Annotated in this window: 27 protein-coding genes; 15 read left to right on the plus strand and 12 right to left on the minus strand. The window is 64.6% G+C overall.

Translation table 11 applies throughout. The features are described 5' to 3' along the window. Positions 1-20 precede the first annotated feature (20 nt). Positions 21-1,160 carry a tRNA 2-thiouridine(34) synthase MnmA gene (gene mnmA / locus RT513_RS07375; protein WP_290691094.1) on the minus strand — a complete coding sequence of 380 codons (1,140 nt, stop codon included), beginning with the start codon at positions 1,158-1,160 and terminating at the stop codon, positions 21-23. 132 nt (positions 1,161-1,292) lie between these two features. Between mnmA and RT513_RS07380 the strand changes: the two genes are divergently transcribed. From RT513_RS07380 to RT513_RS07390, 3 genes are all read left to right on the plus strand, one after another. Continuing rightward, positions 1,293-1,580 carry a DUF1153 domain-containing protein gene (locus RT513_RS07380; protein WP_088214856.1) on the plus strand — a complete coding sequence of 96 codons (288 nt, stop codon included), beginning with the start codon at positions 1,293-1,295 and terminating at the stop codon, positions 1,578-1,580. Positions 1,581-1,660: 80 nt separating this feature from the next. Then, positions 1,661-2,380 carry a response regulator transcription factor CtrA gene (gene ctrA, locus RT513_RS07385; RefSeq protein WP_290691090.1) on the plus strand — a complete coding sequence of 240 codons (720 nt, stop codon included), beginning with the start codon at positions 1,661-1,663 and terminating at the stop codon, positions 2,378-2,380. Between the two features lie 56 nt (positions 2,381-2,436). Beyond that, on the plus strand, positions 2,437-3,438 hold the full coding sequence (locus RT513_RS07390; RefSeq protein ID WP_290691088.1) for an LLM class flavin-dependent oxidoreductase: 1,002 nt from the start codon (positions 2,437-2,439) through the stop codon (positions 3,436-3,438). A gap of 59 nt (positions 3,439-3,497) precedes the next feature. Here the strand turns inward: RT513_RS07390 and RT513_RS07395 are convergent, their stop codons facing one another. Both RT513_RS07395 and RT513_RS07400 read right to left on the minus strand, forming a co-directional pair. Then, positions 3,498-4,220, minus strand: a complete 723-nt coding sequence (locus RT513_RS07395) for a Bax inhibitor-1/YccA family protein (protein WP_088215032.1) — start codon at positions 4,218-4,220, stop codon at positions 3,498-3,500. A gap of 157 nt (positions 4,221-4,377) precedes the next feature. Further along, the gene (locus tag RT513_RS07400; protein ID WP_088214859.1) at positions 4,378-4,614 is read right to left on the minus strand and encodes a DUF1127 domain-containing protein; all 237 of its coding nucleotides are present in this window, start codon (positions 4,612-4,614) and stop codon (positions 4,378-4,380) included. 124 nt (positions 4,615-4,738) lie between these two features. Between RT513_RS07400 and RT513_RS07405 the strand changes: the two genes are divergently transcribed. From RT513_RS07405 to hisN, 4 genes are all read left to right on the plus strand, one after another. Next, positions 4,739-5,629 (plus strand): LysR family transcriptional regulator, encoded by an 891-nt coding sequence (locus RT513_RS07405; protein WP_290691087.1) that lies wholly within the window; start codon positions 4,739-4,741, stop codon positions 5,627-5,629. A gap of 39 nt (positions 5,630-5,668) precedes the next feature. Beyond that, positions 5,669-5,869, plus strand: coding sequence for a hypothetical protein (locus RT513_RS07410; RefSeq protein ID WP_313533834.1), 201 nt, complete (start codon positions 5,669-5,671; stop codon positions 5,867-5,869). Continuing rightward, positions 5,869-6,228, plus strand: a complete 360-nt coding sequence (locus RT513_RS07415; protein ID WP_088214861.1) for a helix-turn-helix domain-containing protein — start codon at positions 5,869-5,871, stop codon at positions 6,226-6,228. The genes RT513_RS07410 and RT513_RS07415 overlap by 1 nt, the downstream gene beginning before the upstream one ends. A 92-nt stretch (positions 6,229-6,320) precedes the next feature. Then, the gene (hisN, locus tag RT513_RS07420) at positions 6,321-7,121 is read left to right on the plus strand and encodes a histidinol-phosphatase (RefSeq protein WP_290691082.1); all 801 of its coding nucleotides are present in this window, start codon (positions 6,321-6,323) and stop codon (positions 7,119-7,121) included. A gap of 22 nt (positions 7,122-7,143) precedes the next feature. Here the strand turns inward: hisN and epmA are convergent, their stop codons facing one another. Then, positions 7,144-8,193, minus strand: coding sequence for an EF-P lysine aminoacylase EpmA (gene epmA, locus RT513_RS07425; RefSeq protein WP_290691079.1), 1,050 nt, complete (start codon positions 8,191-8,193; stop codon positions 7,144-7,146). A 124-nt stretch (positions 8,194-8,317) separates the two neighbouring features. Here epmA and efp point away from each other — a divergent pair, with 124 nt between their 5' ends. Then, on the plus strand, positions 8,318-8,884 hold the full coding sequence (gene efp / locus RT513_RS07430; protein WP_088214864.1) for an elongation factor P: 567 nt from the start codon (positions 8,318-8,320) through the stop codon (positions 8,882-8,884). A 328-nt stretch (positions 8,885-9,212) separates the two neighbouring features. Here the strand turns inward: efp and RT513_RS07435 are convergent, their stop codons facing one another. Beyond that, the gene (locus tag RT513_RS07435) at positions 9,213-9,404 is read right to left on the minus strand and encodes a heavy-metal-associated domain-containing protein (RefSeq protein WP_290691075.1); all 192 of its coding nucleotides are present in this window, start codon (positions 9,402-9,404) and stop codon (positions 9,213-9,215) included. Positions 9,405-9,470: 66 nt separating this feature from the next. Beyond that, positions 9,471-10,262, minus strand: coding sequence for a zinc-ribbon domain-containing protein (locus tag RT513_RS07440; protein ID WP_290691073.1), 792 nt, complete (start codon positions 10,260-10,262; stop codon positions 9,471-9,473). Between the two features lie 155 nt (positions 10,263-10,417). On the opposite strand from RT513_RS07440, the gene RT513_RS07445 reads away from it, so the two are divergent. The 4 genes from RT513_RS07445 to RT513_RS07460 are packed head-to-tail and all read left to right on the plus strand — an operon-like array spanning position 10,418 to position 13,345. Further along, positions 10,418-11,092, plus strand: coding sequence for a cell division ATP-binding protein FtsE (locus RT513_RS07445; protein WP_035746035.1), 675 nt, complete (start codon positions 10,418-10,420; stop codon positions 11,090-11,092). A 5-nt stretch (positions 11,093-11,097) separates the two neighbouring features. After that, positions 11,098-11,994, plus strand: a complete 897-nt coding sequence (locus RT513_RS07450; protein WP_088215033.1) for a cell division protein FtsX — start codon at positions 11,098-11,100, stop codon at positions 11,992-11,994. Continuing rightward, entirely contained in the window at positions 11,991-12,743 is a 753-nt protein-coding gene (locus RT513_RS07455; RefSeq protein WP_290691068.1) for a lysophospholipid acyltransferase family protein, read from the plus strand. The genes RT513_RS07450 and RT513_RS07455 overlap by 4 nt, the downstream gene beginning before the upstream one ends. Continuing rightward, a complete protein-coding gene (locus RT513_RS07460) occupies positions 12,740-13,345 on the plus strand; it encodes a pyridoxamine 5'-phosphate oxidase family protein (RefSeq protein WP_290691066.1) in 606 nt (201 codons plus the stop codon). Before RT513_RS07455 ends, RT513_RS07460 begins: the two co-directional genes overlap by 4 nt. A gap of 96 nt (positions 13,346-13,441) precedes the next feature. Here the strand turns inward: RT513_RS07460 and RT513_RS07465 are convergent, their stop codons facing one another. The 3 genes from RT513_RS07465 to hisF all read right to left on the minus strand — a co-directional run bounded on the left by RT513_RS07465 (position 13,442) and on the right by hisF (position 15,545). After that, positions 13,442-14,401, minus strand: a complete 960-nt coding sequence (locus tag RT513_RS07465) for an acetyl-CoA carboxylase carboxyltransferase subunit alpha (protein ID WP_088214868.1) — start codon at positions 14,399-14,401, stop codon at positions 13,442-13,444. A gap of 71 nt (positions 14,402-14,472) precedes the next feature. After that, entirely contained in the window at positions 14,473-14,787 is a 315-nt protein-coding gene (locus RT513_RS07470) for a phosphoribosyl-ATP diphosphatase (protein WP_290691061.1), read from the minus strand. Continuing rightward, a complete protein-coding gene (gene hisF / locus RT513_RS07475; RefSeq protein WP_088214869.1) occupies positions 14,784-15,545 on the minus strand; it encodes an imidazole glycerol phosphate synthase subunit HisF in 762 nt (253 codons plus the stop codon). The genes RT513_RS07470 and hisF overlap by 4 nt, the downstream gene beginning before the upstream one ends. A gap of 142 nt (positions 15,546-15,687) precedes the next feature. Between hisF and RT513_RS07480 the strand changes: the two genes are divergently transcribed. Further along, on the plus strand, positions 15,688-15,981 hold the full coding sequence (locus RT513_RS07480) for a YciI-like protein (protein WP_088215035.1): 294 nt from the start codon (positions 15,688-15,690) through the stop codon (positions 15,979-15,981). Here RT513_RS07480 and hisA read toward each other — a convergent pair whose 3' ends face one another. Then, positions 15,982-16,704, minus strand: coding sequence for a 1-(5-phosphoribosyl)-5-[(5-phosphoribosylamino)methylideneamino]imidazole-4-carboxamide isomerase (hisA, locus tag RT513_RS07485; RefSeq protein WP_290691058.1), 723 nt, complete (start codon positions 16,702-16,704; stop codon positions 15,982-15,984). It lies immediately after the preceding gene. A gap of 311 nt (positions 16,705-17,015) precedes the next feature. Here hisA and RT513_RS07490 point away from each other — a divergent pair, with 311 nt between their 5' ends. After that, the gene (locus tag RT513_RS07490; RefSeq protein WP_290691146.1) at positions 17,016-17,387 is read left to right on the plus strand and encodes a DUF2147 domain-containing protein; all 372 of its coding nucleotides are present in this window, start codon (positions 17,016-17,018) and stop codon (positions 17,385-17,387) included. Positions 17,388-17,447: 60 nt separating this feature from the next. Here RT513_RS07490 and RT513_RS07495 read toward each other — a convergent pair whose 3' ends face one another. Continuing rightward, positions 17,448-18,491: a FliG C-terminal domain-containing protein gene (locus RT513_RS07495; protein ID WP_088214871.1), complete on the minus strand. Its 1,044-nt coding sequence runs from the start codon at positions 18,489-18,491 to the stop codon at positions 17,448-17,450. Between the two features lie 74 nt (positions 18,492-18,565). Next, positions 18,566-20,239, minus strand: a complete 1,674-nt coding sequence (locus RT513_RS07500) for an alpha/beta hydrolase (protein ID WP_290691054.1) — start codon at positions 20,237-20,239, stop codon at positions 18,566-18,568. 156 nt (positions 20,240-20,395) lie between these two features. On the opposite strand from RT513_RS07500, the gene RT513_RS07505 reads away from it, so the two are divergent. Next, positions 20,396-21,232 (plus strand): Ku protein, encoded by an 837-nt coding sequence (locus RT513_RS07505; RefSeq protein WP_290691052.1) that lies wholly within the window; start codon positions 20,396-20,398, stop codon positions 21,230-21,232.

Consider the following 21,232-nt stretch of genomic DNA (forward strand, 5'->3'; position numbering starts at 1 on the left):
AAGCCTAAGCTGACGGGGGCCTAACGACCCCGCCAGATCCAGCCGCCGCCCAGTACACGGCTGCCTTCGGGCGCATAGAACACACAGGCCTGCCCGGGGGAGACACCCTCTTCGGCGTTCAGCAGCTCCACTTCCGCTTCTGTCGCCGAAAGCGGGCGCAGAATCGCCTCGCGCGGCGGGCGGGTGGAGCGGACCTTTACCGCCACATGCCATTCGGCCTGCGAGGTAAAGGGCGCGTCGCCCAGCCAGTTGATCTCGCGGAGCGGCACCCGACGGGTCGCCAAAGCGGCGCGCGGTCCGACAATCACGCGACGGTTGTCCGGATCGAGCCTGATGACGTAAAGCGGCTCACCCGTCCCGCCGATGCCGAGCCCGCGCCGCTGCCCGACGGTGTAATGGATGACACCACGGTGCTCAGCCAGCACATTGCCGTCAACATCCACCACCTCGCCCGGATCGGCGGCACCGGGCCGCAGCTTTTCGATCACCGCGGCATAGTTTCCGTCAGGCACGAAGCAGATGTCCTGACTGTCGGGCTTGTCGGCCACCGGCAGGCCATAGCGCGCCGCAAGTGCCCGGGTCTCCGCCTTGGACGCCAGGTGGCCCAGCGGAAAGCGCAGGTAGTCGAGCTGCTCCGCCGTCGTGGAGAACAGAAAATAGGACTGATCGCGATTCGGATCCGCCGCGCGATGCAGTTCCGCACCCTGAAGACCCACCTTGCGTTGGATATAATGGCCGGTGGCCATGCAATCCGCGTCGAGATCCTTCGCGGTTTGCAGCAAGTCCTTGAACTTCACCCGCTCATTGCAGCGGATGCAGGGGACCGGCGTCGCACCACCCAGATAGGCATCGGCGAATTCGTCGATGACGGCCTCCCGGAAGGTGTTCTCGTAATCCAGAACGTAATGGGGGAACCCCATTTCCTCCGCCACGCGGCGCGCATCGTGAATGTCGCGGCCCGCACAGCAGGCCCCTTTCTTCGCAAGCGCCGCACCGTGGTCGTATAGCTGGAGCGTCACGCCCACCACGTCATACCCCTCGGTCTTGAGCTGTGCGGCCACCACGGAACTGTCAACGCCACCGGACATGGCGACGACGACGCGCGTTTCGGAAGGCGGCTTCGCAAAGCCGAGCGAGTTGACGGCAGTGTCTCTGGGCATGGCTGACCTCTGGGATTGCGCAGCAATATAGGAAAATTCGACAGACTCACAACCCATCGCTTCACCTGTCCTTAAGACCCCTACTTCTAAATGGTCAGGCCGGCAGCGACGTCGGTGGAGAGGAAGTCGAGCATGTATCTTAAAAAAGTGGGCGGACGGCGTACCGTGACCCTTCCCGATGGCACCATTCTCTCGCGCGCGGACCTGCCGCCGACCGATACCCGGCGCTGGGTTGCGAGCAGGAAGGCCCTGGTAGTGCGCGCAGTTACCTATGGGCTGCTGTCTCGGGAGGAGGCCATGGAACGCTACGCGCTTTCGGAGGAGGAGCTGGAGCTGTGGTCGAATGCGGTCGCCACCCATGGCGAAAGTGGCCTGAAAGTCACGACGATCCAGAGGTATAGACAACCTATGGTTGAATAATATCTATATTCATCCACGGTAACGTGTAATTAACCCTTCTACCGCAGGGTGAAAGCGTTAAGCCAACCGGAGGGATGATAATGCGAATTCTGCTGGTGGAGGATGATCCGACCACTGCGCGCAGCATCGAGCTGATGCTGAATCACGCGAACCTCAATGTCTATTGCACGGATATGGGGGAGGAGGGCATCGATCTCGCGAAGCTGTATGACTATGATCTGATTCTGCTGGATCTGAACCTGCCGGACATGAACGGTCATGAAGTGCTTCGCCAGCTGCGGATGGCACGGATCTCCACGCCGATCCTGATTCTCTCCGGTTCTGATGACACGGATTCGAAGATCAAGGGCTTCGGGTTCGGCGCGGATGACTACATGACCAAGCCATTTCACCGGGATGAGCTTATCGCGCGTATCCATGCGATCGTCCGCCGGTCCAAGGGGCATTCGCAACCGGTCATTCCGACCGGCAAGCTCAGCGTGAATCTGGATGCCAAAACCGTGGAAGTGGCTGGCCGCCCGGTGCACCTCACCGGCAAGGAATACCAGATGCTCGAACTGCTAAGCCTGCGTAAGGGCACGACGCTGACCAAGGAGATGTTTCTCAATCACCTCTATGGCGGCCTGGATGAACCGGAGCTGAAGATCATCGATGTCTTCATCTGCAAGTTGCGCAAGAAGCTGTCGGAAGCGACAGGGGGGCAGAATTACATCGAAACGGTATGGGGGCGGGGCTACGTGCTGCGCGATCCGCTGGAAGAAGCAATGCCGGTGAACGCCAAAGCGGCGCTCAGCGCCTGAACCACGGTTCCATTCCTCCCTTTCTCGCCCCACATAGGGAGGGAAAGGGGAAGACCATGCAATATTCACTCCTCGACCTCGCGCCGATCTGCGAGGGGCAGAGCATCTCCCAAGCCTTTGCGAACAGTCGGGATCTTGCCCGGCATGCCGAGAAATGGGGATACCACCGGTTCTGGCTTGCCGAACACCACGGCATGCCGGGTATCGCCTCTGCGGCGACGGCCGTTGTCATCGGCAACGTTGCCGGAGCGACGGAACGCATCCGTGTGGGGGCAGGCGGCATCATGCTGCCCAACCACTCGCCGCTTGTGATCGCCGAGCAGTTCGGGACGCTGGCGGAACTCTATCCCGGGCGTATTGACCTCGGTCTTGGCCGGGCGCCCGGCACCGACATGGCGACCGCGCATGCCCTTCGGCGCAGTCACGACAATGGCGACGGCTTTCCGCAGGATGTCGTTGATCTCATGCGCTTCATGGGGGAGGCCGATCCGTCTGCCCGTATTCGTGCGGTGCCGGGCGAAGGAACGCATGTTCCGGTGTGGATTCTCGGCTCAAGCCTCTTCGGCGCTCAACTGGCGGCCTATTTGGGGCTGCCATATGCCTTTGCCTCGCATTTCGCCCCTGCGATGCTGGCGCAGGCTGCGGAGACCTATCGGAGCAGCTTTCGCCCCTCCCCACACCTGGAAAAGCCGCATTTCATGATGGCGATAGGCATATTTGCCGCCGATACGGACGTGGAGGCGGATTATCTGCGCAGTTCGATGATCTTGTCATTCGCGCGCCTGCGCACCGGCCAACCGGGTAAATTTCCCCCGCCGGTCAGGGATATCGAACGCCAGATACCCGCTTCCGTTCGTGCTTCGGTGGGAGAGGCGCTGTCCTGCTCCGCTACTGGATCACCCGAAACCATCCGTCGGGAGTTGAGCGGGCTGATAGACCGGTATCGCCCTGATGAAGTCATGCTGACCGGGCAGATCTATGACCATGCTGCACGTTTGCATTCCTTCGACCTTGCAGCAAAGGCCATGCGGGAAATAGGCGCCGCCGCGATGGTCTAGTACCAAATGAAAAAGGGCCGGTCGTGATGACCGGCCCCTTTGTCTCGATAGCGACGCGCTTATTCGCGGTTGCCCATGAACTGCAGCAGGAACATGAACATGTTCAGGAAGTTCAGGTAGAGGCTCAGCGCACCCATGATGGCGGATTTGCCCAGCCATTCGGAGTCGCCGCCGGCCGCCATCTGCACATAGGTGGTCTTGATGTTCTGGGTGTCATAAGCCGTCAGTCCGGCAAAGATCAGCACACCGATTACCGAAATCGCGAACATCACCGCCGGCGAGCCGAGGAAGATGTTTACGATGGATGCAACGATTAGCCCGATCAGGCCCATAACAAGGAAAGTGCCCATGCCCGACAGGTTGCGCTTCGTCGTATAGCCGTAAAGGCTCAGACCGGCGAAGGCGATGGCGGTGACAAGGAACGTCTGCGCGATCGAGATGCCGGTGTAAGCGGCAAAGATATAGCTTATCGACAGGCCCATAAGCGCGGCGAAGAGGAAGAACACCCCTTGCGCGGCGGATTGGCTAAGCCGGTTGATCATGGCGCTGAAACCGAAAACCACGGCCAGCGGCGCAAACATCACCACCCATTTCAGCGGCGAGCCGAAAATCTGGGCCAGCAGCGCCGGGTTGGAGCCGACGAACCAGGCCACAATCGCCGTCACGCCGAGACCGGCGGACATAAGTCCGTAGACCTTGTTCATGTGAGCGCGAAGACCCTCATCGATCTGCGCGGTTCGGACACCCGCCTGACCCATGCGGACCGAATTGTAGTCTGCCATCAATTCCTCCATATATTCAGGGATCTCCCCGGTTCCGAACGGAGACCGGGCGATCTCCTTCAATATCGGTATGACGGCAATATGTTTCAAGCCGGTTAAGCCCCCGACTAAGCCCCCGGCCGCGAAGGCCGGGAACAGCCGTCTCAGCGCTGGCCGGTCAGCGCCGCCAGTGCCGCGGCGCATCCCAGGCGGGCCGTTTCACTTCGCCTTCCGCTTCGTGTCGCGTGAGCCCGATATCAGCGAGGAGCCTGTCGTCCAGAGCGGAAAGGTGCAGCCGCTGACGACGGAGGGATTGCGCGTCAAGCACGCGATCCGTGAGTGATTTCCGGGTGTTGCGGGCCGCTTCAGCATTCCTTGCGAAACGGCTGAAGGGAGCTGTGAATACACCGAACATGATCCGACCTCTTCTTTTGACCGGGGCCTTCCAACCGGTCTCCTACGATTTCTGTTGTCAGATATGATGCTTGGCGTGGTATAATGAAAACGAATGTTTGTGCTGTATGCCATCAAGGTGTGTGATGATCAGAAACCTCGATCTTGTCGCCCTGCGCTCATTTGTCACGGTGGCTGAATCCGGCGGCGTCACGCGCGCCGCCGGTCTGCTCAACCTGACCCAATCGGCGGTTTCCATGCAGATCCGGCGATTGGAGGACGCACTCGATCTTCAGCTCTTCTGCCGCAGCGCGCGGCGGATGTCGTTGTCGGCCGAAGGGGAGCAACTCCTTACATATGCGCGGAGAATGCTGGACCTGAATGACGAGGCGCTCGCCCGGCTGACTGCGGATGTCTATGAAGGCGAGCTGCGTATCGGTGTGCCGCATGACATCGTTTATCCGCAGATTCCGATGATCCTCCAACGGTTCGCCGCCCTTTACCCGCGAATGAGGATCAATCTCGTCTCCTCGTTCACGACCACGCTGAAAGCTTCCTTCGGACGCGGAGAGCTGGATTTCATCCTGACGACGGAGGAAAATGTGGGCGAGGACGGCGAAGTGCTGGCTGAGCGGGAGCTGGTGTGGATCGGTGCGCCGGGCGGAATGGCGGCGCAGAAGCGGCCGCTGCGGCTGGCGTTCGAGGAGCGCTGCAGGTTCCGGCCTCTGGCGATCGCGGCGCTCGATCGGGCCGACATACCGTGGGAAATGGCGTTCGACGGGCAATCGGAACATGTGATGGAGGCGACTGCGGCGGCCGACCTGGCCGTCACGGTGCGGATCGGCGGTGGGCTTCCGCAAGGTTGCGCTCCCGTCCCGTCGGAGGCCAATTTGCCGGATCTTGGCTGGACGCAGATCTGCCTCTATCGGGCCGGCGGCGGCAACAAGGAGATTCGCGACGCGCTCGCCCAAGCCTTCCGTCAGGCCTATGGAGGGCAGGGGTTGCGCGAGCCTCTCCGCCTGCATGTTGCAGAATAGGAAATAAGCAGCGACATTTTCGCTTTCTGCAAATGAAATGTGGAAAATGCCCTTGGTTTTTCTTCTAAAATTTTCCAAAAACCAGAGCGAACCCGCACAAACCTGTTCCCCCCTGAGTTGATAAAAGTTATAAAAGTAATTGCCGAGACTTTTTCTGTCTCCGGCATTCTGGTTGGCACGAAATTTGCTTATTTAGGTTATGGGCGCCGTTCGGTTTCCCGGTTAGTGAGGAGTGAGTGATGAAGCACCCCGTCGATGTGCATGTCGGCAAGCGCGTCCGCCATCGTCGTTGGATGGTCGGCATGACGCAGCAGCAGCTTGCGGACAAAGTCGGCATCAAGTTCCAGCAGATCCAGAAATATGAGACAGGGATGAACCGCATCAGCGCATCCCGTCTGTGGGATATCGCCGAGGCGCTCGCGGTACCGGTCAGCTTCTTCTTCGAAGGGCTGGAATCGGAAGCACCGGACAGGGTTGCCGAGGGCGACATCCTTGCCGACAAGGAAGCGCTTGAACTCGTCCGCTCCTACTACGCGATCCCCGAAAACCAGCGCCGCCGGCTGTTCGAACTTGCCCGTGTTCTCAGCGACGCGGCCTGAAAGCCGCCGGTTTGAAGGCTCCCCCCCATGTCCGGCCCGCTTGACGGGCCGGACATGGATCGCTACCGGCAATTTAACTGCCGGAGCATATCATGACGATTGACGCAGAAACCCGCGCCGCCCTCATCACAACGGCGGATGCCTTGGCCGATGCGGCCCGCGCAGCGACGCTGCGACATTTTCGCAGCTTCGACCTGTCCGCGGAGAGCAAGGAAACCGCCCGGTTCGATCCTGTCACCGTGGCGGACCGGCTGGCGGAGCAGGAGATGCGCGCCATCCTCTCTCGACAGCGCCCGCAGGATGCCATCCTCGGAGAGGAATTCGGCCGCACGGCGGGCAGCAGTGGCCTGACCTGGGTGCTCGACCCGATCGACGGTACGCGCGGCTATCTTTCCGGCACGCCGACCTGGGGCGTGTTGATCTCCGTTGCCGATGCTGATGGCCCTGTGTTCGGGCTGATTGACCAGCCCTATATCGGCGAGCGTTTCCGGGGCGGTCTCGGCGTGGCGGAGATGGACGGCCCGCAAGGGCGGCGGGCCCTGCAGACACGTGCGCCCCGCCCGCTTTCGCAGGCCATCCTGTTCTCGACCTTTCCCGAAGTCGGCACCCCCGAGGAAGGGGAGGCTTTCCGGCGAGTATCGGAAGCCGCGCGCCTCACGCGCTACGGGATGGATTGCTACGCCTATGCGTTGGTTGCTGCCGGGCAAATCGACCTCGTGATCGAAGCGGGCCTGCAACCCTATGATGTGCAGGCCCCCATCGCGGTGATCGAAGCGGCGGGCGGCATGGTGACCGACTGGCGCGGAGGGCCCGCGCATGAGGGCGGGCGCATCCTTGCCGCCGCCAATGCGGAAATCCATGCCGAAGCACTGGCGTTGTTGAACGGCGGCTGATCGCAGGGGCGCGACGCGCCGGTCAGGCGATAGGCGTCCAGACAACCATATCGATCCGGGGAGCACCGGTCGCGAGCATCACCAGCCGGTCGAACCCCAGCGCGATACCGCTCGCGGGAGGCATCTGCGGCAGGGCTGCGAGAAAATCCTCGTCCAGAGGGTAGCGCTCGCCATAGACGCGCTGTTTTTCGTCCATTTCGGCAATGAAACGGCGCCGTTGTTCGATGGCATCCGTCAGTTCGCCGAATCCGTTGGCCAGTTCGACCCCGCAGGCGTAAAGCTCGAACCGCTCCGCCACCCGCATGTCATCGGGCGCCCTGCGGGCCAGCGCCGCCTCCACCGCCGGATAGCGGTCGAGAACGGTGGGCCGGCCCAGCCCCAGATGCGGCTCCACCCGTTCCACAAGAATGCGGGAGAGGATGTCTGACCAGGTGTCATCTTCCGCAACACGCGTGCCGATCATGCGCGCGGCGCTGGCCAGAGACTCGCGATCCGGCTGGCCGTCGGGAGACAACGTCGCCAGCAGGTCGATCCCGGCATGGCGGTCAAAGGCGTCGGCCACGCTCAACCGCTCCGGGGGTGCAGAGGGATCGCAGGTCCTGTCGCGAAAGCGGAACAGCGTCGCGCCCGTCGCCGTCGCCGTCGCCGTCGCGGCGAGGCGCATGATCTCCGCACAATCCGCCATCAGCTGCTCATAGGGCGCGCCCGCGCGATACCATTCCAGCATGGTGAATTCCGGGCTGTGCAGCGCGCCGCGTTCCCGGTTGCGCCAGACATGGGCAAAGGCGGCGATGCGCGGTTCTCCCGCTGCCAGCAGCTTCTTCATCGCGAATTCGGGGGAGGTGTGCAGATACATCGGACGCGCCTCGCCCGCATTGCCGATGGCCTGCGTGGCAAAGGCGTGGAGATGTGCCTCGTTCCCGGGAGAGACCTGTAGCGCCGCGGGGTCGACTTCGACGAAATCCTGTGCCGCGAACCAGCCGCGCAGTGCGGCCTGAATGCGGTTCCGGGCCAGAAGCAGGGGGCGGCGGTCGGCGTGGCGGTCGGGTGTCCACCAGGGCGTATCGGTCATGGGCGGAGTGTCCTGCGGCTTTCGGCTGGAATTTCCGGGCAGGATGCGCTAGGGCCTCCGGCCAAGTGGCGGGGGCTTACGCGGCCCGCTGCCAAAGCTCAAGGACAAGATCAAGGGAAAACCCGTGAAAGTCATCGCCTCCTCGCTCCGCAAGGGCAATGTCGTCGAACTGGAGGGTCGGCTCTATGTCGTCCTCAAGGCCGAGAACTTCCATCCCGGCAAAGGCACGCCGACCACCTCCGTGGACATGCGCCGCATCTCCGACGGGGTGAAGGTTGCCGAACGCTGGCGCACCACCGAGATGGTGGAGAAGGCTACGGTGGATGAGCGTGAATACGACTTCCTCTACGAGGACGGCGAAGGGTTCCACTTCATGAACCCGGACAACTACGAGCAGCTTACCGTCTCCGCCGATGTGGTAGGCGACGACAAGGTGTTCCTGACCGACGGGATCAAGGTTTATCTGCGGACGTTTGAAGGCGTCGCCATCGCCATGGAACTGCCGCAGAAGCTGGTCGTGGAGATCGCGGAAACCGAGCCGGTGGTGAAGGGGCAGACCGCCTCCTCCTCCTACAAGCCCGCGCTGGCCACGAACGGCGTGCGTGTCATGGTCCCGCCGCATATCGGGGCGGGCACGCGCATCGTCATCTCCACCGCCGACAACAGCTATGTGGAGCGTGCGAAAGACTGATCTTTCGAGCGGCTTGAAGATCAAAGGCTGCCGGGGAGAACCGGCAGCCTTTTTCATGCGCGAGAGCGAAAACCGCGGGATGGTTTTCGCAGACCGCAGACCGCAGACCGCAGACCGCAGACCGCCAAACTTCATACTCCAGCAGGCTGCTGAAAAAGTCCTGAAGTGTAATGCCTATGTGCCGGAAATCGGAAGATCGGCCCGGAAATGCCCGGAAGTCTATAGTTTTCCGGCTGGATTTGGTCAAATTGCGAAGGATTTCCGCTCCAACACAGGCCAAAAGTCTTTTTCAGCAGCCTGCCAGGGGCGGACAAGCGGCTTAGGCCTTTTACGGCGCTTCCGGGGTGTAGCCTGCATCGCGGATGACCTCAGCCGCCCGGGCGGCATCGCCTCTCACCGACACCAGATGACGGGGAAGATCGATCTCCACCTCCGCCTCCGGCATGGCCTGCGCGAATGCCTTTTGGATCGTCGCGACGCAATGTCCGCAACTCATGTCATTGACGATGAAGTTCTGCATGGACGCCTCCTGTCTCTCCCTCAGATATGGTCCTTCCAGTTGGGGGAAGGTCAAGAGGCGCCCTGATCAGCCCTGCAGCGCGCTGATCAGGGGCGCCGCCAGATCACGGAGCCAGCTTCGCGCGGCGTTCACATTCTCCACATAGGTGGTGATGTAGGGCGCGAGACCCGGCATATCCTCCGCCAGACCCGGGCCGACGATATAAAGCGCGACGAGACAAGCGACGAGCAGGAGGCCACAGGCAAATCCGATGTGGAAGCGCCGCCGGCCGCGCTCGCTTTCCTCCTCGTTGACAAAATCCTCCAACGCCTGGTTCACCGGCATGTCAACCGGGCCGGGAGCCGGTTCCCAGTTGCGGGGACGGGTAGGGGAGGCCACGGGTTGCGCAGATTTCGCCGGTGACGGCACGGCGGCTTCGCGAGGCGCGGTATCCTGCGGCTGCCCCCGCTCTTGCGGCCGTTCCATGCCCTGCGACTGGCCCACATCCTGCGGCTGGCTCACGTCTTGCGGTCGGCCCACATCCTGCGCTTCGCCAATGGCGGGAGCACTCGGAGGGGCGGCGGGCGTCGGTTTCGGGGGCTGGAGCGTCGCCTGCGGGGCGGGGGTCTCGGCTTCGCTTTGGTGATTCGCGCTGCGACGCGCCTCCGCCTCGCGGGCGGCCTCTTCCCGCAGGACGTTCAGCACGCCCTCGTCCACCGGCCTCCGGGGCAAGGGAGCGGGAGTTGCGGATGTCGCATCCTCCCGCGTCTGGAACCAACTGTGGCCGCATGCGGCGCATTGCACCTCCCGCCCCTGGGGGGGGATCGCCGTATCGGAAATCTCGTACTGCGCACCGCAGTTCGCGCAAATCAGCCGCATCTGCCCTCGACCCGCGTCTCGCGGTGGATCCTAACTTTGCGCTGTTGTAACAAGGCGCCGACGTCAATCCAACCCCGGCTCTACCGGTGGATGAAACGTCCAGTGCGGTCGCAGAAACCGCGCCGGCGCGGGGCCGGGCAGCATCGGAGAAGTCGTTGATCGAATTTCAGAACGTCGCCTACAGCTATGGCGGAGGGGAGTTGCTGGCCGACATGTCACTGCGCCTTGCTCCCGGATCGTTCCACTTCCTGACCGGGCCTTCCGGCGCGGGCAAGACCACGTTCCTCAAGCTGTGTTACGGGGAGCTTGTGCCGACCAGCGGCGCGCTGCGCATCTTCGGAGAGGATGTGACCGGCCTTCCGCGCGACGCCGTCGCCGACATGCGCCAGCGGATCGGTGTCGTGCATCAGGACTGCCAGTTCCTTGACCACCTGCCGCTGGCAGAGAATATCGAACTGCCGCTCACCGTCGCCGGACGGGGGGAGGAGGCGGAAGCCTATCTTCAGGAACTGCTGGCCTGGGTCGGCCTGTCCCGTCATGCGGAGGCGCTGCCGCCCGAACTCTCCGGCGGGGAGCGGCAGCGCGCGGCGCTGGCGCGGGCGATCATCACCTCTCCCGACGTGATTCTGGCCGACGAGCCGACGGGCAACGTGGACTGGGACATGGCACAGCGTCTGATATCGTTGCTCATCGAACTCAACCGGATGGGCAAGGCCGTGGTGATCGCCACCCATGACATGAACCTGATCCGCTGGGCCAAGGGGCGGGTAGCGGCGCGCGTGCTCCGCATCCGGGGCCGCCGGGTGCAACTTGCGGGGGTGGACCTGTGAACGCGTTGACCGCCTATCTTTCCTCCCTCCTCGCCCTTCTCCAGCCGGACGGCGCGTCCGACCGGGTGGTGCCGCCCTCCGGCAATGCGGCGAAGCTCACGCTGTTCACCGCTGCGGCCATGGCTTTCCTCGCCGTCTTTGCACTGGCGCTGTCCACTGCGGCGGGGCGCATCGCCGCGGACTGGTCCTCCGCGCTTGACGGGTCGATCACGCTCCGTATCTCCGCCCCGGAGGAGGAGATGGCCCGCCAGACGGAGACCGCGCTTTCCGTTCTTGCCTCCACTCCGGCCGTGTCTGGCGCGCGCGCGCTTTCGGCGGATGAGGCGCGTGCCCTGCTGGAGCCGTGGTTCGGTCCCGATCTCCCCGTGGAGGAGCTGCCGATCCCTCAGCTCATCGAGGCCCGCACCGTCAGCGGTTTCGACATCGATGCGCTTCGCCTCCGGTTGAGTGCCGAAGTGCCGGGCGCGGTGGTGGACGACCACAGCCGCTGGCGCGCACCGCTTGTTTCGGCCGCGAACCGGCTGCGTCTTCTGGGTGTCGCCTCCGTGCTGGTGATCGGCGCGACGACGGCGGCGATGATCGCGCTGGCCGTGGGCGCTGCGCTTTCGGCCAATGCGCAGACGATCCGCGTGCTCCGGCTGGTGGGCGCGCGGGACAGCTATATCGCGCAAGCTTTCGTGCGGCGCTTTACCTTTCGGGCGCTCGGCGGCGCGGCGGTGGGCACCGTGATTGCACTGCTCGCGCTGGCGCTGCTGCCCTCGGGGGAAGATGCGGTGCTGAAAGGGCTGGGCTTCCATGGCGCTGGGTGGCTCTGGCCGGTGCTCGTTCCGCTGGCCGCAGCCGCGGTTGCGCTTGCCGCGACCCGGACGGCGGCCTTGAGGACATTGCGCGGCTTCCAATGATGCGGCGGTTCCTGCCTCTCCAGTATCTCCTCTCGGTCGTGTTCATCGCGCAGATGTACGTGATGATGGCGGTGATCGCGGTGGTGTTCGCGCCCGCGGTCCTGCTGCGGCGGGAGGTCGCCTATACCGCCTGCCGGACCTATTGTCGCTGGGTCCGGTGGTCGGCGCGCTGGATCGTCGGGCTGTCCTCCGAAATCCGGGGCGATGTGCCGGAGGATGAGGTTCTCATCGCCTCCAAGCATCAGTCGTTCTTCGATATCATCCTGATCGTCTCCGCCGTGCCGCGGCCGAAGTTCGTGATGAAGAAGGAACTGCTCCGGGCCCCCATCGTCGGCTTCTATGCCAAGCGCATCGGCTGTGTTGCAGTTGATCGCGCCAAGCGGGGCAAGGCGCTGCGCCAGATGGTCGCCCAGGTGGCGGCGGGGCGGTCCATGCCGGGGCAGCTCATCATCTTCCCGCAGGGCACCCGCGTCGCTCCCGGCGCGACAGAGCGCTACAAGGGGGGCGCCGCCGCGCTCTATCTGGAACTGGGAGAGGATTGCGTTCCCGCGGCGACGAATGTCGGCGTGTTCTGGCCGCGGCATGGGGTGCTCAGGCGTCCGGGTCACGCTGTGCTGGAATTTCTGCCGCGCATCGCGCCCGGCCTTGAACATCACGCCTTTCTGGAAACACTGGAGCGGAGGGTCGAAACCGCTTCCGATGCGCTGATGCGGGAGGCAGGTTTCCCGGTGCGGGAGACGCTGACATGAAAACCATCACCGATATCACGGCGCTGGAAGCGCTCTACGGCATGCCTGCGCCCGCCGCCGCCCGCAAGGTCACGCCAGGCCTGACGCCGGAGTATCGCCGCTGGGTGGAGGCATCGCGTTTCTGCCTGGTGGCGACGGTCGGGCCGGAGGGCACGGACTGCTCTCCGCGCGGCGACGACGGGTCGGTGGTCAGGATCGCCGATGACTGGACGCTCTTCCTGCCGGACTGGAAGGGCAATGACCGGATCGACACGCTGCGGAACGTCGTGCGCGATCCGCGCCTCTCCCTGCTGTTCATGGTGCCGGGTTCCAACAACGTCCTTCGCGTGAACGGGCTTGGCGCTGTCACGGCGGACGACGATCTTCGCGAGAGTTTCGCGCGAAAGGGCGTGCTGCCGCGCAGCGTCCTGATCATCGAGACGCAGGAAGTCTACTTCCAGTGCGCGCGGGCGATCATGCGGTCCCGCCTGTGGACGGCGGGGGATGAGGCGGCTGGCCTGCCCACGCCGGGAGAGATGCTCGTCGCCGCGACCGCCGGGCAGGTGGGCGGGCCGGAATATGACCGGACATGGCCGGAGCGCGCGGCGAAAACGATGTGGTGACCGGAGATCGGGCATGTCCGCGCATATGGACGCGTCGAACATGCCTGTGCCGTGCTTTTCTTTTCGTTTCAGACTGCGCGCCTGAACCCGTTCCGTTCAGGCAGCGAGGCTCTTTGAGCCCATGTCGAGGAACTTCCGCCGCCGCTCCCGGATCAGATCCTCGCGACCCATGCCGTCAAGCTCGCCCAGCATCGCCGCGATGGCCTTGCCCACACCGTCGATCGCCGCTGCCGGGTCACGTTGTGCGCCGCCGAGCGGCTCCTTCACGATGCGGTCGATGACGCCGAGCTTGTGGAGATCCTGTGCGGTCAGCCGCAGGGCCTCCGCCGCCTCGCGCATCTTCTCCGCATCCTTCCACAGGATGGAGGCGCAGCCCTCCGGCGAGATCACCGAATAGACGGAGTGTTCCAGCATGGCGAGCCGGTTCGCCGTGGCAAAGGCCACAGCGCCGCCCGAGCCACCCTCGCCGATCACCACGCAGACCAGCGGCACGCCGATCTTGAGACACCTTTCCGTGGACCGCGCGATGGCCTCCGCCTGTCCGCGTTCCTCCGCCCCCTTGCCGGGATAGGCGCCGGGCGTATCCACCAGCGCCACCACCGGCAGCCGGAACCGGTCGGCCAGATCCATCAGCCGGATCGCCTTGCGATACCCTTCGGGCCGCGCCATGCCGAAGTTGCGGTCGATCCGGGTGGAGGTGTCATGCCCCTTTTCCTGACCGATCACGACCACCGGGCGATCGTTGAACCGCGCGAGCCCGCCCATCACCGCGTGATCGTCCGCGAAGCCGCGGTCACCGGCGAGCGGCATCCAGTCGCTGAACAGGGCCTCAATGTAGTCCTTGCAATGCGGCCGGTCCGGGTGGCGTGCGACGAGACATTTCTGCCAAGGCGTCAGCCCCTTGTAGAGATCGCGCAGCAGCGTCTCGGCCTTCTTGTCGAGGGCGGCGGCCTCCTTCTCGACATTCGTCTCCGGGTTGGCGCGCGCCATGTTCCGAAGTTCCTCCGCCTTGCCCTCGATCTCGGCCAGAGGCTTTTCGAATTCGAGATAGGTCATCCTGTGCTCCGCTTGGGTTTGACGGCTATATGGACCGAGGTCGGGCCGAATGCAACTTTCCGCCCCTTCTCCTACCGGGGGCGGGCGGCCTTCTCGGCGATGCCGGAGGTGCCTTCGCGCCGCTCCAGTTCTGCCATGACGGCGGAGAAAGGCACATCGCGCGCGGTCAGCATGACGAGCATGTGATAGAGCACGTCCGCCGCCTCCGACGCGAGGCGCTCCCGGTCACCCCGCACGGCCTCGATGATGGCCTCCACCGCTTCCTCGCCGAATTTCTCGGCGCATTTCTCCGGCCCGCGGGAAAGCAGCTTTGCCGTCCACGAGCTTTCGGGATCCGCGCCTTTGCGGGCCTCCACCGTGGCGGCCAGACGTTCGAGCGCGGTCATGCGAGCCTCATCGGAATACCGGCGGCGGCCATGTGCTCCTTGGCCTCGCGGATCGTGTAGGTGCCGAAATGGAAGATGGAGGCGGCGAGCACGGCAGAGGCATGGCCCTCCGTCACGCCTTCCACCAGATGGTCCAGCGTGCCGACGCCGCCGGAGGCGATTACGGGGATGGAGACCGCATCCGCCACGGCACGGGTGAGCGGGAGGTTGAAGCCTGCGCGCGTGCCGTCCCGGTCCATCGAGGTGAGAAGGATCTCGCCCGCCCCGCGCTCGGCCACCGTGCAGGCAAACTCCACGGCGTCGATCCCCGTGGACTTGCGGCCGCCATGGGTGAAAATCTCCCAGCGACCCGGCTCGACCGTCTTGGCGTCGATGGCAACCACGATGCACTGGCTGCCGAAATGGTCTGCCGCGCGGGCCACGACATCCGGGTCGGCCACTGCGGCGGAGTTGAAGGACACCTTGTCCGCGCCCGCCAGCAACAGCGCGCGCACATCCGCAGGCGTCCGCACGCCGCCACCCACCGTCAGCGGCATGAAGCAGCGCTCCGCCGTGCGGGTTACGAGGTCATACATCGTGCCGCGGTTCTCATGCGTCGCGTGGATGTCGAGAAAGCACAGCTCATCCGCCCCGGCGGCGTCGTAGGCTTCCGCCGCGGCGACGGGATCGCCTGCATCCACCAGATCGACGAAGTTGACGCCTTTCACCACGCGACCGTCGGCCACGTCCAGACAGGGGATAATGCGGGTCTTGAGCATGCTGAAAATCCTTCCCCGCGCGTCTTAGCGCAAAGCGGCGTCCGGGCCAATGGGCTGTGCCGGGGCATGACCGTCAACATCGATAGGGCCGGTTGCGGAGGGCCTCGGACCTTGCGATGCTGCCCGCCAAAGGGAGCAGATGATGCACTGGCTTTTGATCTATGATTACGTGAACGATTATCTGGAGCGCAGGGAGGCGCTGCGGGCAGATCATCTGGCCCATGCGCGCGCGGCCGTGGCGCGGGGAGAGCTGGCTCTGGGCGGCGCCTTTGCCGATGAACCGCCGGGTGCGGTCATCATCTTCCGCGCGCCCTCACGGGAGGTCGTCGAGAGGTTCGCGCGGGCCGACCCCTATGTGACCGGCGGTCTGGTGAGGGGCTGGACCGTCCGCCAATGGACGACCGTCGTGGGAGAAGGGGCGATGACGCCCCTCTGATCAGCCCTTGAGGACCGCCAGCGCCTCACCAAGATCAATGGCGCCGTCGTAAAGCGCCCGGCCGGAGATTGCGCCATTCAGCGGCGCCCCGGATCCTTTCAGGGCGACGAGATCCGCGATGGAGGAAACCCCGCCCGAAGCGATCACCGGGATCGACACCGCCAGCGCCAGCGCGGCGGTGGCGGCGACGTTCGGCCCCTGCATCGCCCCGTCGCGGTCGATATCGGTGTAGATGATCGCAGCCACGCCCGCATCCTCAAACGAGCGGGCGAGGTCGGTGGCCTGCACCTCCGTCTCCTCCGCCCAGCCACGGGTTGCAACCCGGCCGCCGCGCGCGTCGATCCCCACGGCAACCTTGCCCGGAAAGGCGCGCGCCGCCTCCCGCACAAGCTCCGGTTTCTCCACGGCCACCGTCCCGAGGATCACCCGCGCCAGCCCGCGATCCAGCCAGCGCTCGATGGTGGCCATGTCGCGGATGCCTCCCCCGAGCTGCGCGGGAACGTCAACCGCCGCCAGAATCGCCTCCACCGCCTCGGCGTTGACCGGATGGCCCGCAAAGGCGCCGTTCAGATCGACCAGATGCAGCCATTCGCACCCTGCGGCCACGAAGGCGCGCGCCTGTGCGGCCGGATCGTCGGAAAAGACCGTCGCCTGCTCCATCGCACCCTTGTAAAGGCGCACACATTGCCCGTCCTTGAGGTCGATCGCCGGATAAAGGATCATCTGCGCCCCTTTCGAGAAACTTCGCCCGCCTGATAGCCGGAAGCCACCCCGACGGGAAGGGGCGAAGGCCGCGGCCCGGAAACGACCTCGCTCCCCTTGACCCCACGTCCAGACTTGCGCGGCTGTGGCGTCATGGCAGCATCCGCCGGAGGAGAGGGAGGATCATCATGGAAAAATCGCGTTGGAGCCGGAGGTCGGGGAAAACGGCCGACAGGAGGGGGGAGCCGGAGGCATCACCGGCCGGCAAAGCTTGTCGGGCTGGCTGGCGGGCCGGCTGGCGCACCGGCCTTGCCGTCATCGGCTTGTCCGTGATGACAGGCGGGGCGATGACGGGCGGCGCGGCCTTCGCCGCGGATCCCGTGCAGGGGGCTTGGCTCACCCAGCCGGACGATAACGGCCATTATGGACGGGTGGAAATCGCGCCCTGCGGCGACCGGCTCTGCGGCACGCTGACCGCCGCGTTCGGGGCGGATGGTAAATCGGTGCCCTCCGACCGGATCGGAAAGCGGATCGTCTGGGACATGCAGCCGGCGGGCGGCGGCCGCTATGAAAACGGTCAGATCTTTGCCCCGGATCGTGGCAAGACCTATGCGTCCAAGATGAGCATGGCGGGAGACAAGCTGACCGTTTCGGGCTGCGTGCTCATCCTCTGCCGCAGCCAGGTCTGGTCGCGGGCGAAGTGAACAGCCGGAGAGGCTGACGTACGGGAAGCCCGGTCCCGCTTTGTCTGTGACACGCGTTCGTCAGCCATCCATGCTGCGGAGGGCCAGCTCCCCCGATGAAATCAGGTCGCGGATGCGTGTGACCACGGCATTCTGAGCCTTTTCGGTTTGTTTCAGCGCGCTCTCCGGCAAGAGCGCGATCTCTTCCGTCAGCCCTGAAGCAAGGCGCTGGGATATGTTCTTGAGAATGAAGGCGGAACTGGCGCTTTCCGGCCCACGCGTTCCCGCGAGGGCGAGGAGAAGGTCGGTCTGATCCACGCCCCGGACAATACGGGCGACATCGCGCGGTTCGATGCGCTCGGGAATGTCGGCATAGGTGAAGATCGCGCGCCTGACCCGGCCGGCCAGTTCCGCATCCTCCTCCTCCAGCCCTTTCAGCACATCTTCCCGTGTCTCGTTCGCGGAGGAGTTCAGGATGGCTCCGATCCGCTCCACCGGACCTTCGTCGAAGGCGGCGCGGGCTTGCGCTTCGATCGGGGCGGCGAGGGTGGCGCCGATGCGGGCAACCATCTCCGGCGCGATGCCCCCTGTCAGTGACATGGAATAGGCCAGCCGCCGCGCGCGATCACCCGGCAGCTTGCCGAGCAGGGTGGCGGCCCGCCCGGTGGGCAGCTTGGAGATGAGCACCGCGCCGACCTCCGCGCTTTCGCGCTCCAGCAGTGCGAGCAGCGGCTCGTCCGCCTGCGCGAGCACGAGATCCCAAGGGTCGTTTACCTCTCCCGTACGCGCAAGGCGGCGGAGGCGGGTGATAGCGGGCGTGCTGAGTTGATCGGAAAGCAGGTTCAGGGCCCCCTCCAGCCCACCCGGAAAGGCGAGTCCCACCGCCTCCAGCTCCGCCACGAATTCCTCGATCACCGAAACCAGCGTCTCCCTGTCCACAAGCCGGAGCCGCGCAAGCTCCCTTGTGAGGGATTCCTGCATCCCGACGGGCAGGCTGGAAAGGGGCACCTCCGCCCCCTCGGCCAGCAGGAGGCGCACCATGATCGCGGCTTTCTGTGGGCCGGACAGGATCTTGCGCGCGGGGGCGGGTTGGACGGGAGAAATGGCGAGGGCGGCGGCGGACATCGATTCTCCTACAGTCTGGAAAGTCCACTCTGCCACCCGCGGGTTAACGCCCGATTAGCGGGCCGCGCGGATCGTCACGGTCCGGCCGGAACAGGTTTGTTGCGCAGTTCCGCCGCCAGTTTCCGCTTGAGCCTGTCGATTCCCGGTGCAGTCCAGCCGGGCGGCTCCGTCAGCGCGACCCAGCCATCCACGTAATGTTCCGGCGCGAAGACATGCCCGTAACCCATTGGCGTTGTGGTGGCCGTCATCATGTCCAGCACGAGTTGCAGGAACGTGACTATCGGGTACCACCGAAGTTGCGGCGATACATCGGGCCCCCGATCCCCCAGCCATTCGGGGGAGGTATAGGCATAGGAGGGGCTGAAGAAAGTGATCGGATCGGACGCGTATTGCAGATAGATGATGCGAATCAGCCCCCATGGCGCCGTCGCCTCGTTCAGATGGTTCTTCTGGTTGGTGAACCGCACGAGCGAGCCGTCCCGTACCTCGGGCAGCCAGGCGGGACTGCCGGGGTTGCGGTCGTTGGTCATCTGCCGCCATGTCGGGGTCGGGAAGGGCGGACCGGTCCAGAACGCGCCCTGAAACGGATCGTCGATCACCGTGAGCAGGTTGGCCGACAGGTCGGAGTTCAGTGCGCCGAGGCTCAGCCCGTGGAGATACAGCCGCGGCCGGGCGTCGCGGGGCAGGCGGTGCCAGTAGTCGTAGATCAGGTCGAACACGGCGCGCGCGGTTTCGTCGCCGATATCCGGGTCCACAAGCAGCGCGAGCCAGCTCGGGAGGTGCGAATACTGCACGGTGACCGTCGCGACATCGCCGTTTTCGAGATACTCCAGCGCCCGCTGGCTAGCCGGGTCCAGCCAGCCGGTGCCCGTCGGCGTTGCGATGACCAGCACGGAGCGCGTGAAGCCGCCGACGCGGATCAGCTCCTCCAGGGCGAGCTGCGCCCGCTCCCGCACCGTCTCGGCTGAGGCGACACCGACATAGACGCGAAGCGGTTCGAGCGCCGGACGGCCCGTGAACGCCGCGATATCGCTTTGCACGGGCGGCGATGTGACGACCTCGCGCCCCGCACGGCCCAGTGTCTTCCACTCGATGAGAGAGGCGGGGCTCCCGGTCTTGCCCGGTTCTTCCGGCGCGCGGATCCCGTCTTCCACCAGCGTGTCGAACTGCCGGTAGGAGGCGTCCAGCGCGCCGACCGCCTGACTGACCAGCACGCCATTGCCGATCATCCAGAACATCGCGGAGACCAGCACCAGCGCCAGGATGTTGGACACCCGCCTCGGCACATGGCTGCTGAGGTAACCCGCCACCCAGCGGATCATCAGCGCGAAAAGCCGCGCGATGAGCACGAGGATGAGAAAGATCGCCAGCGCGATGCAGCCCACCGTGTAGGGCCGCGATGTCTCCACCGGTGACAGCCCCATGAGCACGCGGATGGAGTTCTGCCATTCGGAAGCGTTCCACAGGAAGAACAGCGCGATACCGCCGCAGGCGACGCTTGCCGCGATCTTCAGTGCGAGCACGTCCCAGCCGGTCCGGTTCGTCGGAAGCTCCAGATAATCCCAGAGCCAGCGGAGGAACACGCCGATCCCGTATCCGAGCGCTGCCGACATGCCTGTCAGCACCCCCTGAAAGACAGGATTGCGGGGAATGAGGCTGGGAGCGAAGGAGGCCGCAAGAAACAACGTACCCAGCAGCACACCGAGACCGGAGAAACTGAGGGCGAACTGAGAGATATGCCTGCGCATGGACGCCCGCTGAGTGCTGTTCTGCACAGTGTAGCGGGTCAGGGGCGCTTCGGGCAAGCGGCGGAAAAGGTGCTTTCGCCGAACGCCGAACGCCGAGGGGAACGAACGCGGCCGTCGCTGCGTTGGACCGGATCGTTTCCCGCCGGGAAGAGGCCGATGGCACCGCGCGCGCTTTGGAAGGGCTTTCTCAAGATAGATGAGCTGGTGTGTCCCGTGGCGCTCCATGCCGCGGCCTCCACTGCGGAGCGCGTGTCCTTCCACATCATCAACCGCAAGACCGGTGACCGGGTGCGCCGGGAAATGGTGGATGAGGAAACCGGCAAGCCCGTCCCGCGGGAGGATCAGGTCAAGGGATATCGCACGGAGGAGAACCGCTACATCCTCCTCGACCCCGAGGAGGTCGCGAGCGCGGTTCCGAAGTCGGACAAGACGCTCGATGTCTCCGGGTTTCTGGCCTGTGACGAGATAGAGACGGAGTATTTCGACAAGCCGTATTACCTCACGCCGGCCGATAGCGGGGCGCGCGCAGCCTATGCGCTTATCCATGCCGGCCTTGTGCGGGAGTCGGCGGCGGCGATTGCCGACGCGGTGCTGTTCCGCAAGGAGCGGACCCTGCTGATCCGGGCGCATGATGGAGGCCTTGTCGCGCATACGCTCAAGTTCGACTATGAGGTGAGAAGTGCCTCTGATGCTTTTGATAAAATTGGAAATTATGATATCGGTGGCGAGATGCTCGACCTTGCCAAACACATCATCGACACCAAGCGCGGTGACTTCCAGCCAGAGGAGTTCGAGGACCATTACGACGCCGCTCTCGCGGAGCTGGTGCAGGCAAAGATCGCAGGCCGCGCCCTGCCCAAGCCCAAACCCCGGAAGGAGGAGAAGGTGGTCAACCTGATGGAAGCGCTCCGGCTCAGCGCGGGCGGGAAACCCGGGCCGAAAGCTTCTGCCAGGAAGGCAGCAAAGAAGCCTTCGCAGAAAAAGAGTGCCTGA

The organism is Haematobacter sp., from assembly GCF_032102465.1.
Classification (GTDB): Bacteria; Pseudomonadota; Alphaproteobacteria; order Rhodobacterales; family Rhodobacteraceae; genus Haematobacter.

Coding starts and splice junctions, on each gene's coding strand:
- RT513_RS07380 (WP_088214856.1), top strand. CDS start 1,293: ATGTATCTTAAAAAAGTGGGCGGACGGCGTACCGTGACCCTTCCCGAT.
- RT513_RS07480 (WP_088215035.1), top strand. CDS start 15,688: ATGCACTGGCTTTTGATCTATGATTACGTGAACGATTATCTGGAGCGC.
- RT513_RS07490 (WP_290691146.1), top strand. CDS start 17,016: ATGACAGGCGGGGCGATGACGGGCGGCGCGGCCTTCGCCGCGGATCCC.
- hisA (WP_290691058.1), bottom strand. CDS start 16,704: ATGATCCTTTATCCGGCGATCGACCTCAAGGACGGGCAATGTGTGCGC.
- epmA (WP_290691079.1), bottom strand. CDS start 8,193: ATGACCGATACGCCCTGGTGGACACCCGACCGCCACGCCGACCGCCGC.
- RT513_RS07395 (WP_088215032.1), bottom strand. CDS start 4,220: ATGGCAGACTACAATTCGGTCCGCATGGGTCAGGCGGGTGTCCGAACC.
- hisF (WP_088214869.1), bottom strand. CDS start 15,545: ATGCTCAAGACCCGCATTATCCCCTGTCTGGACGTGGCCGACGGTCGC.
- RT513_RS07435 (WP_290691075.1), bottom strand. CDS start 9,404: ATGCAGAACTTCATCGTCAATGACATGAGTTGCGGACATTGCGTCGCG.
- RT513_RS07455 (WP_290691068.1), top strand. CDS start 11,991: ATGATGCGGCGGTTCCTGCCTCTCCAGTATCTCCTCTCGGTCGTGTTC.
- RT513_RS07465 (WP_088214868.1), bottom strand. CDS start 14,401: ATGACCTATCTCGAATTCGAAAAGCCTCTGGCCGAGATCGAGGGCAAG.
- ctrA (WP_290691090.1), top strand. CDS start 1,661: ATGCGAATTCTGCTGGTGGAGGATGATCCGACCACTGCGCGCAGCATC.
- RT513_RS07415 (WP_088214861.1), top strand. CDS start 5,869: ATGAAGCACCCCGTCGATGTGCATGTCGGCAAGCGCGTCCGCCATCGT.
- RT513_RS07405 (WP_290691087.1), top strand. CDS start 4,739: ATGATCAGAAACCTCGATCTTGTCGCCCTGCGCTCATTTGTCACGGTG.
- RT513_RS07390 (WP_290691088.1), top strand. CDS start 2,437: ATGCAATATTCACTCCTCGACCTCGCGCCGATCTGCGAGGGGCAGAGC.
- RT513_RS07440 (WP_290691073.1), bottom strand. CDS start 10,262: ATGCGGCTGATTTGCGCGAACTGCGGTGCGCAGTACGAGATTTCCGAT.
- mnmA (WP_290691094.1), bottom strand. CDS start 1,160: ATGCCCAGAGACACTGCCGTCAACTCGCTCGGCTTTGCGAAGCCGCCT.
- RT513_RS07460 (WP_290691066.1), top strand. CDS start 12,740: ATGAAAACCATCACCGATATCACGGCGCTGGAAGCGCTCTACGGCATG.
- RT513_RS07500 (WP_290691054.1), bottom strand. CDS start 20,239: ATGCGCAGGCATATCTCTCAGTTCGCCCTCAGTTTCTCCGGTCTCGGT.
- RT513_RS07400 (WP_088214859.1), bottom strand. CDS start 4,614: ATGTTCGGTGTATTCACAGCTCCCTTCAGCCGTTTCGCAAGGAATGCT.
- hisN (WP_290691082.1), top strand. CDS start 6,321: ATGACGATTGACGCAGAAACCCGCGCCGCCCTCATCACAACGGCGGAT.
- RT513_RS07495 (WP_088214871.1), bottom strand. CDS start 18,491: ATGTCCGCCGCCGCCCTCGCCATTTCTCCCGTCCAACCCGCCCCCGCG.
- RT513_RS07470 (WP_290691061.1), bottom strand. CDS start 14,787: ATGACCGCGCTCGAACGTCTGGCCGCCACGGTGGAGGCCCGCAAAGGC.
- RT513_RS07505 (WP_290691052.1), top strand. CDS start 20,396: ATGGCACCGCGCGCGCTTTGGAAGGGCTTTCTCAAGATAGATGAGCTG.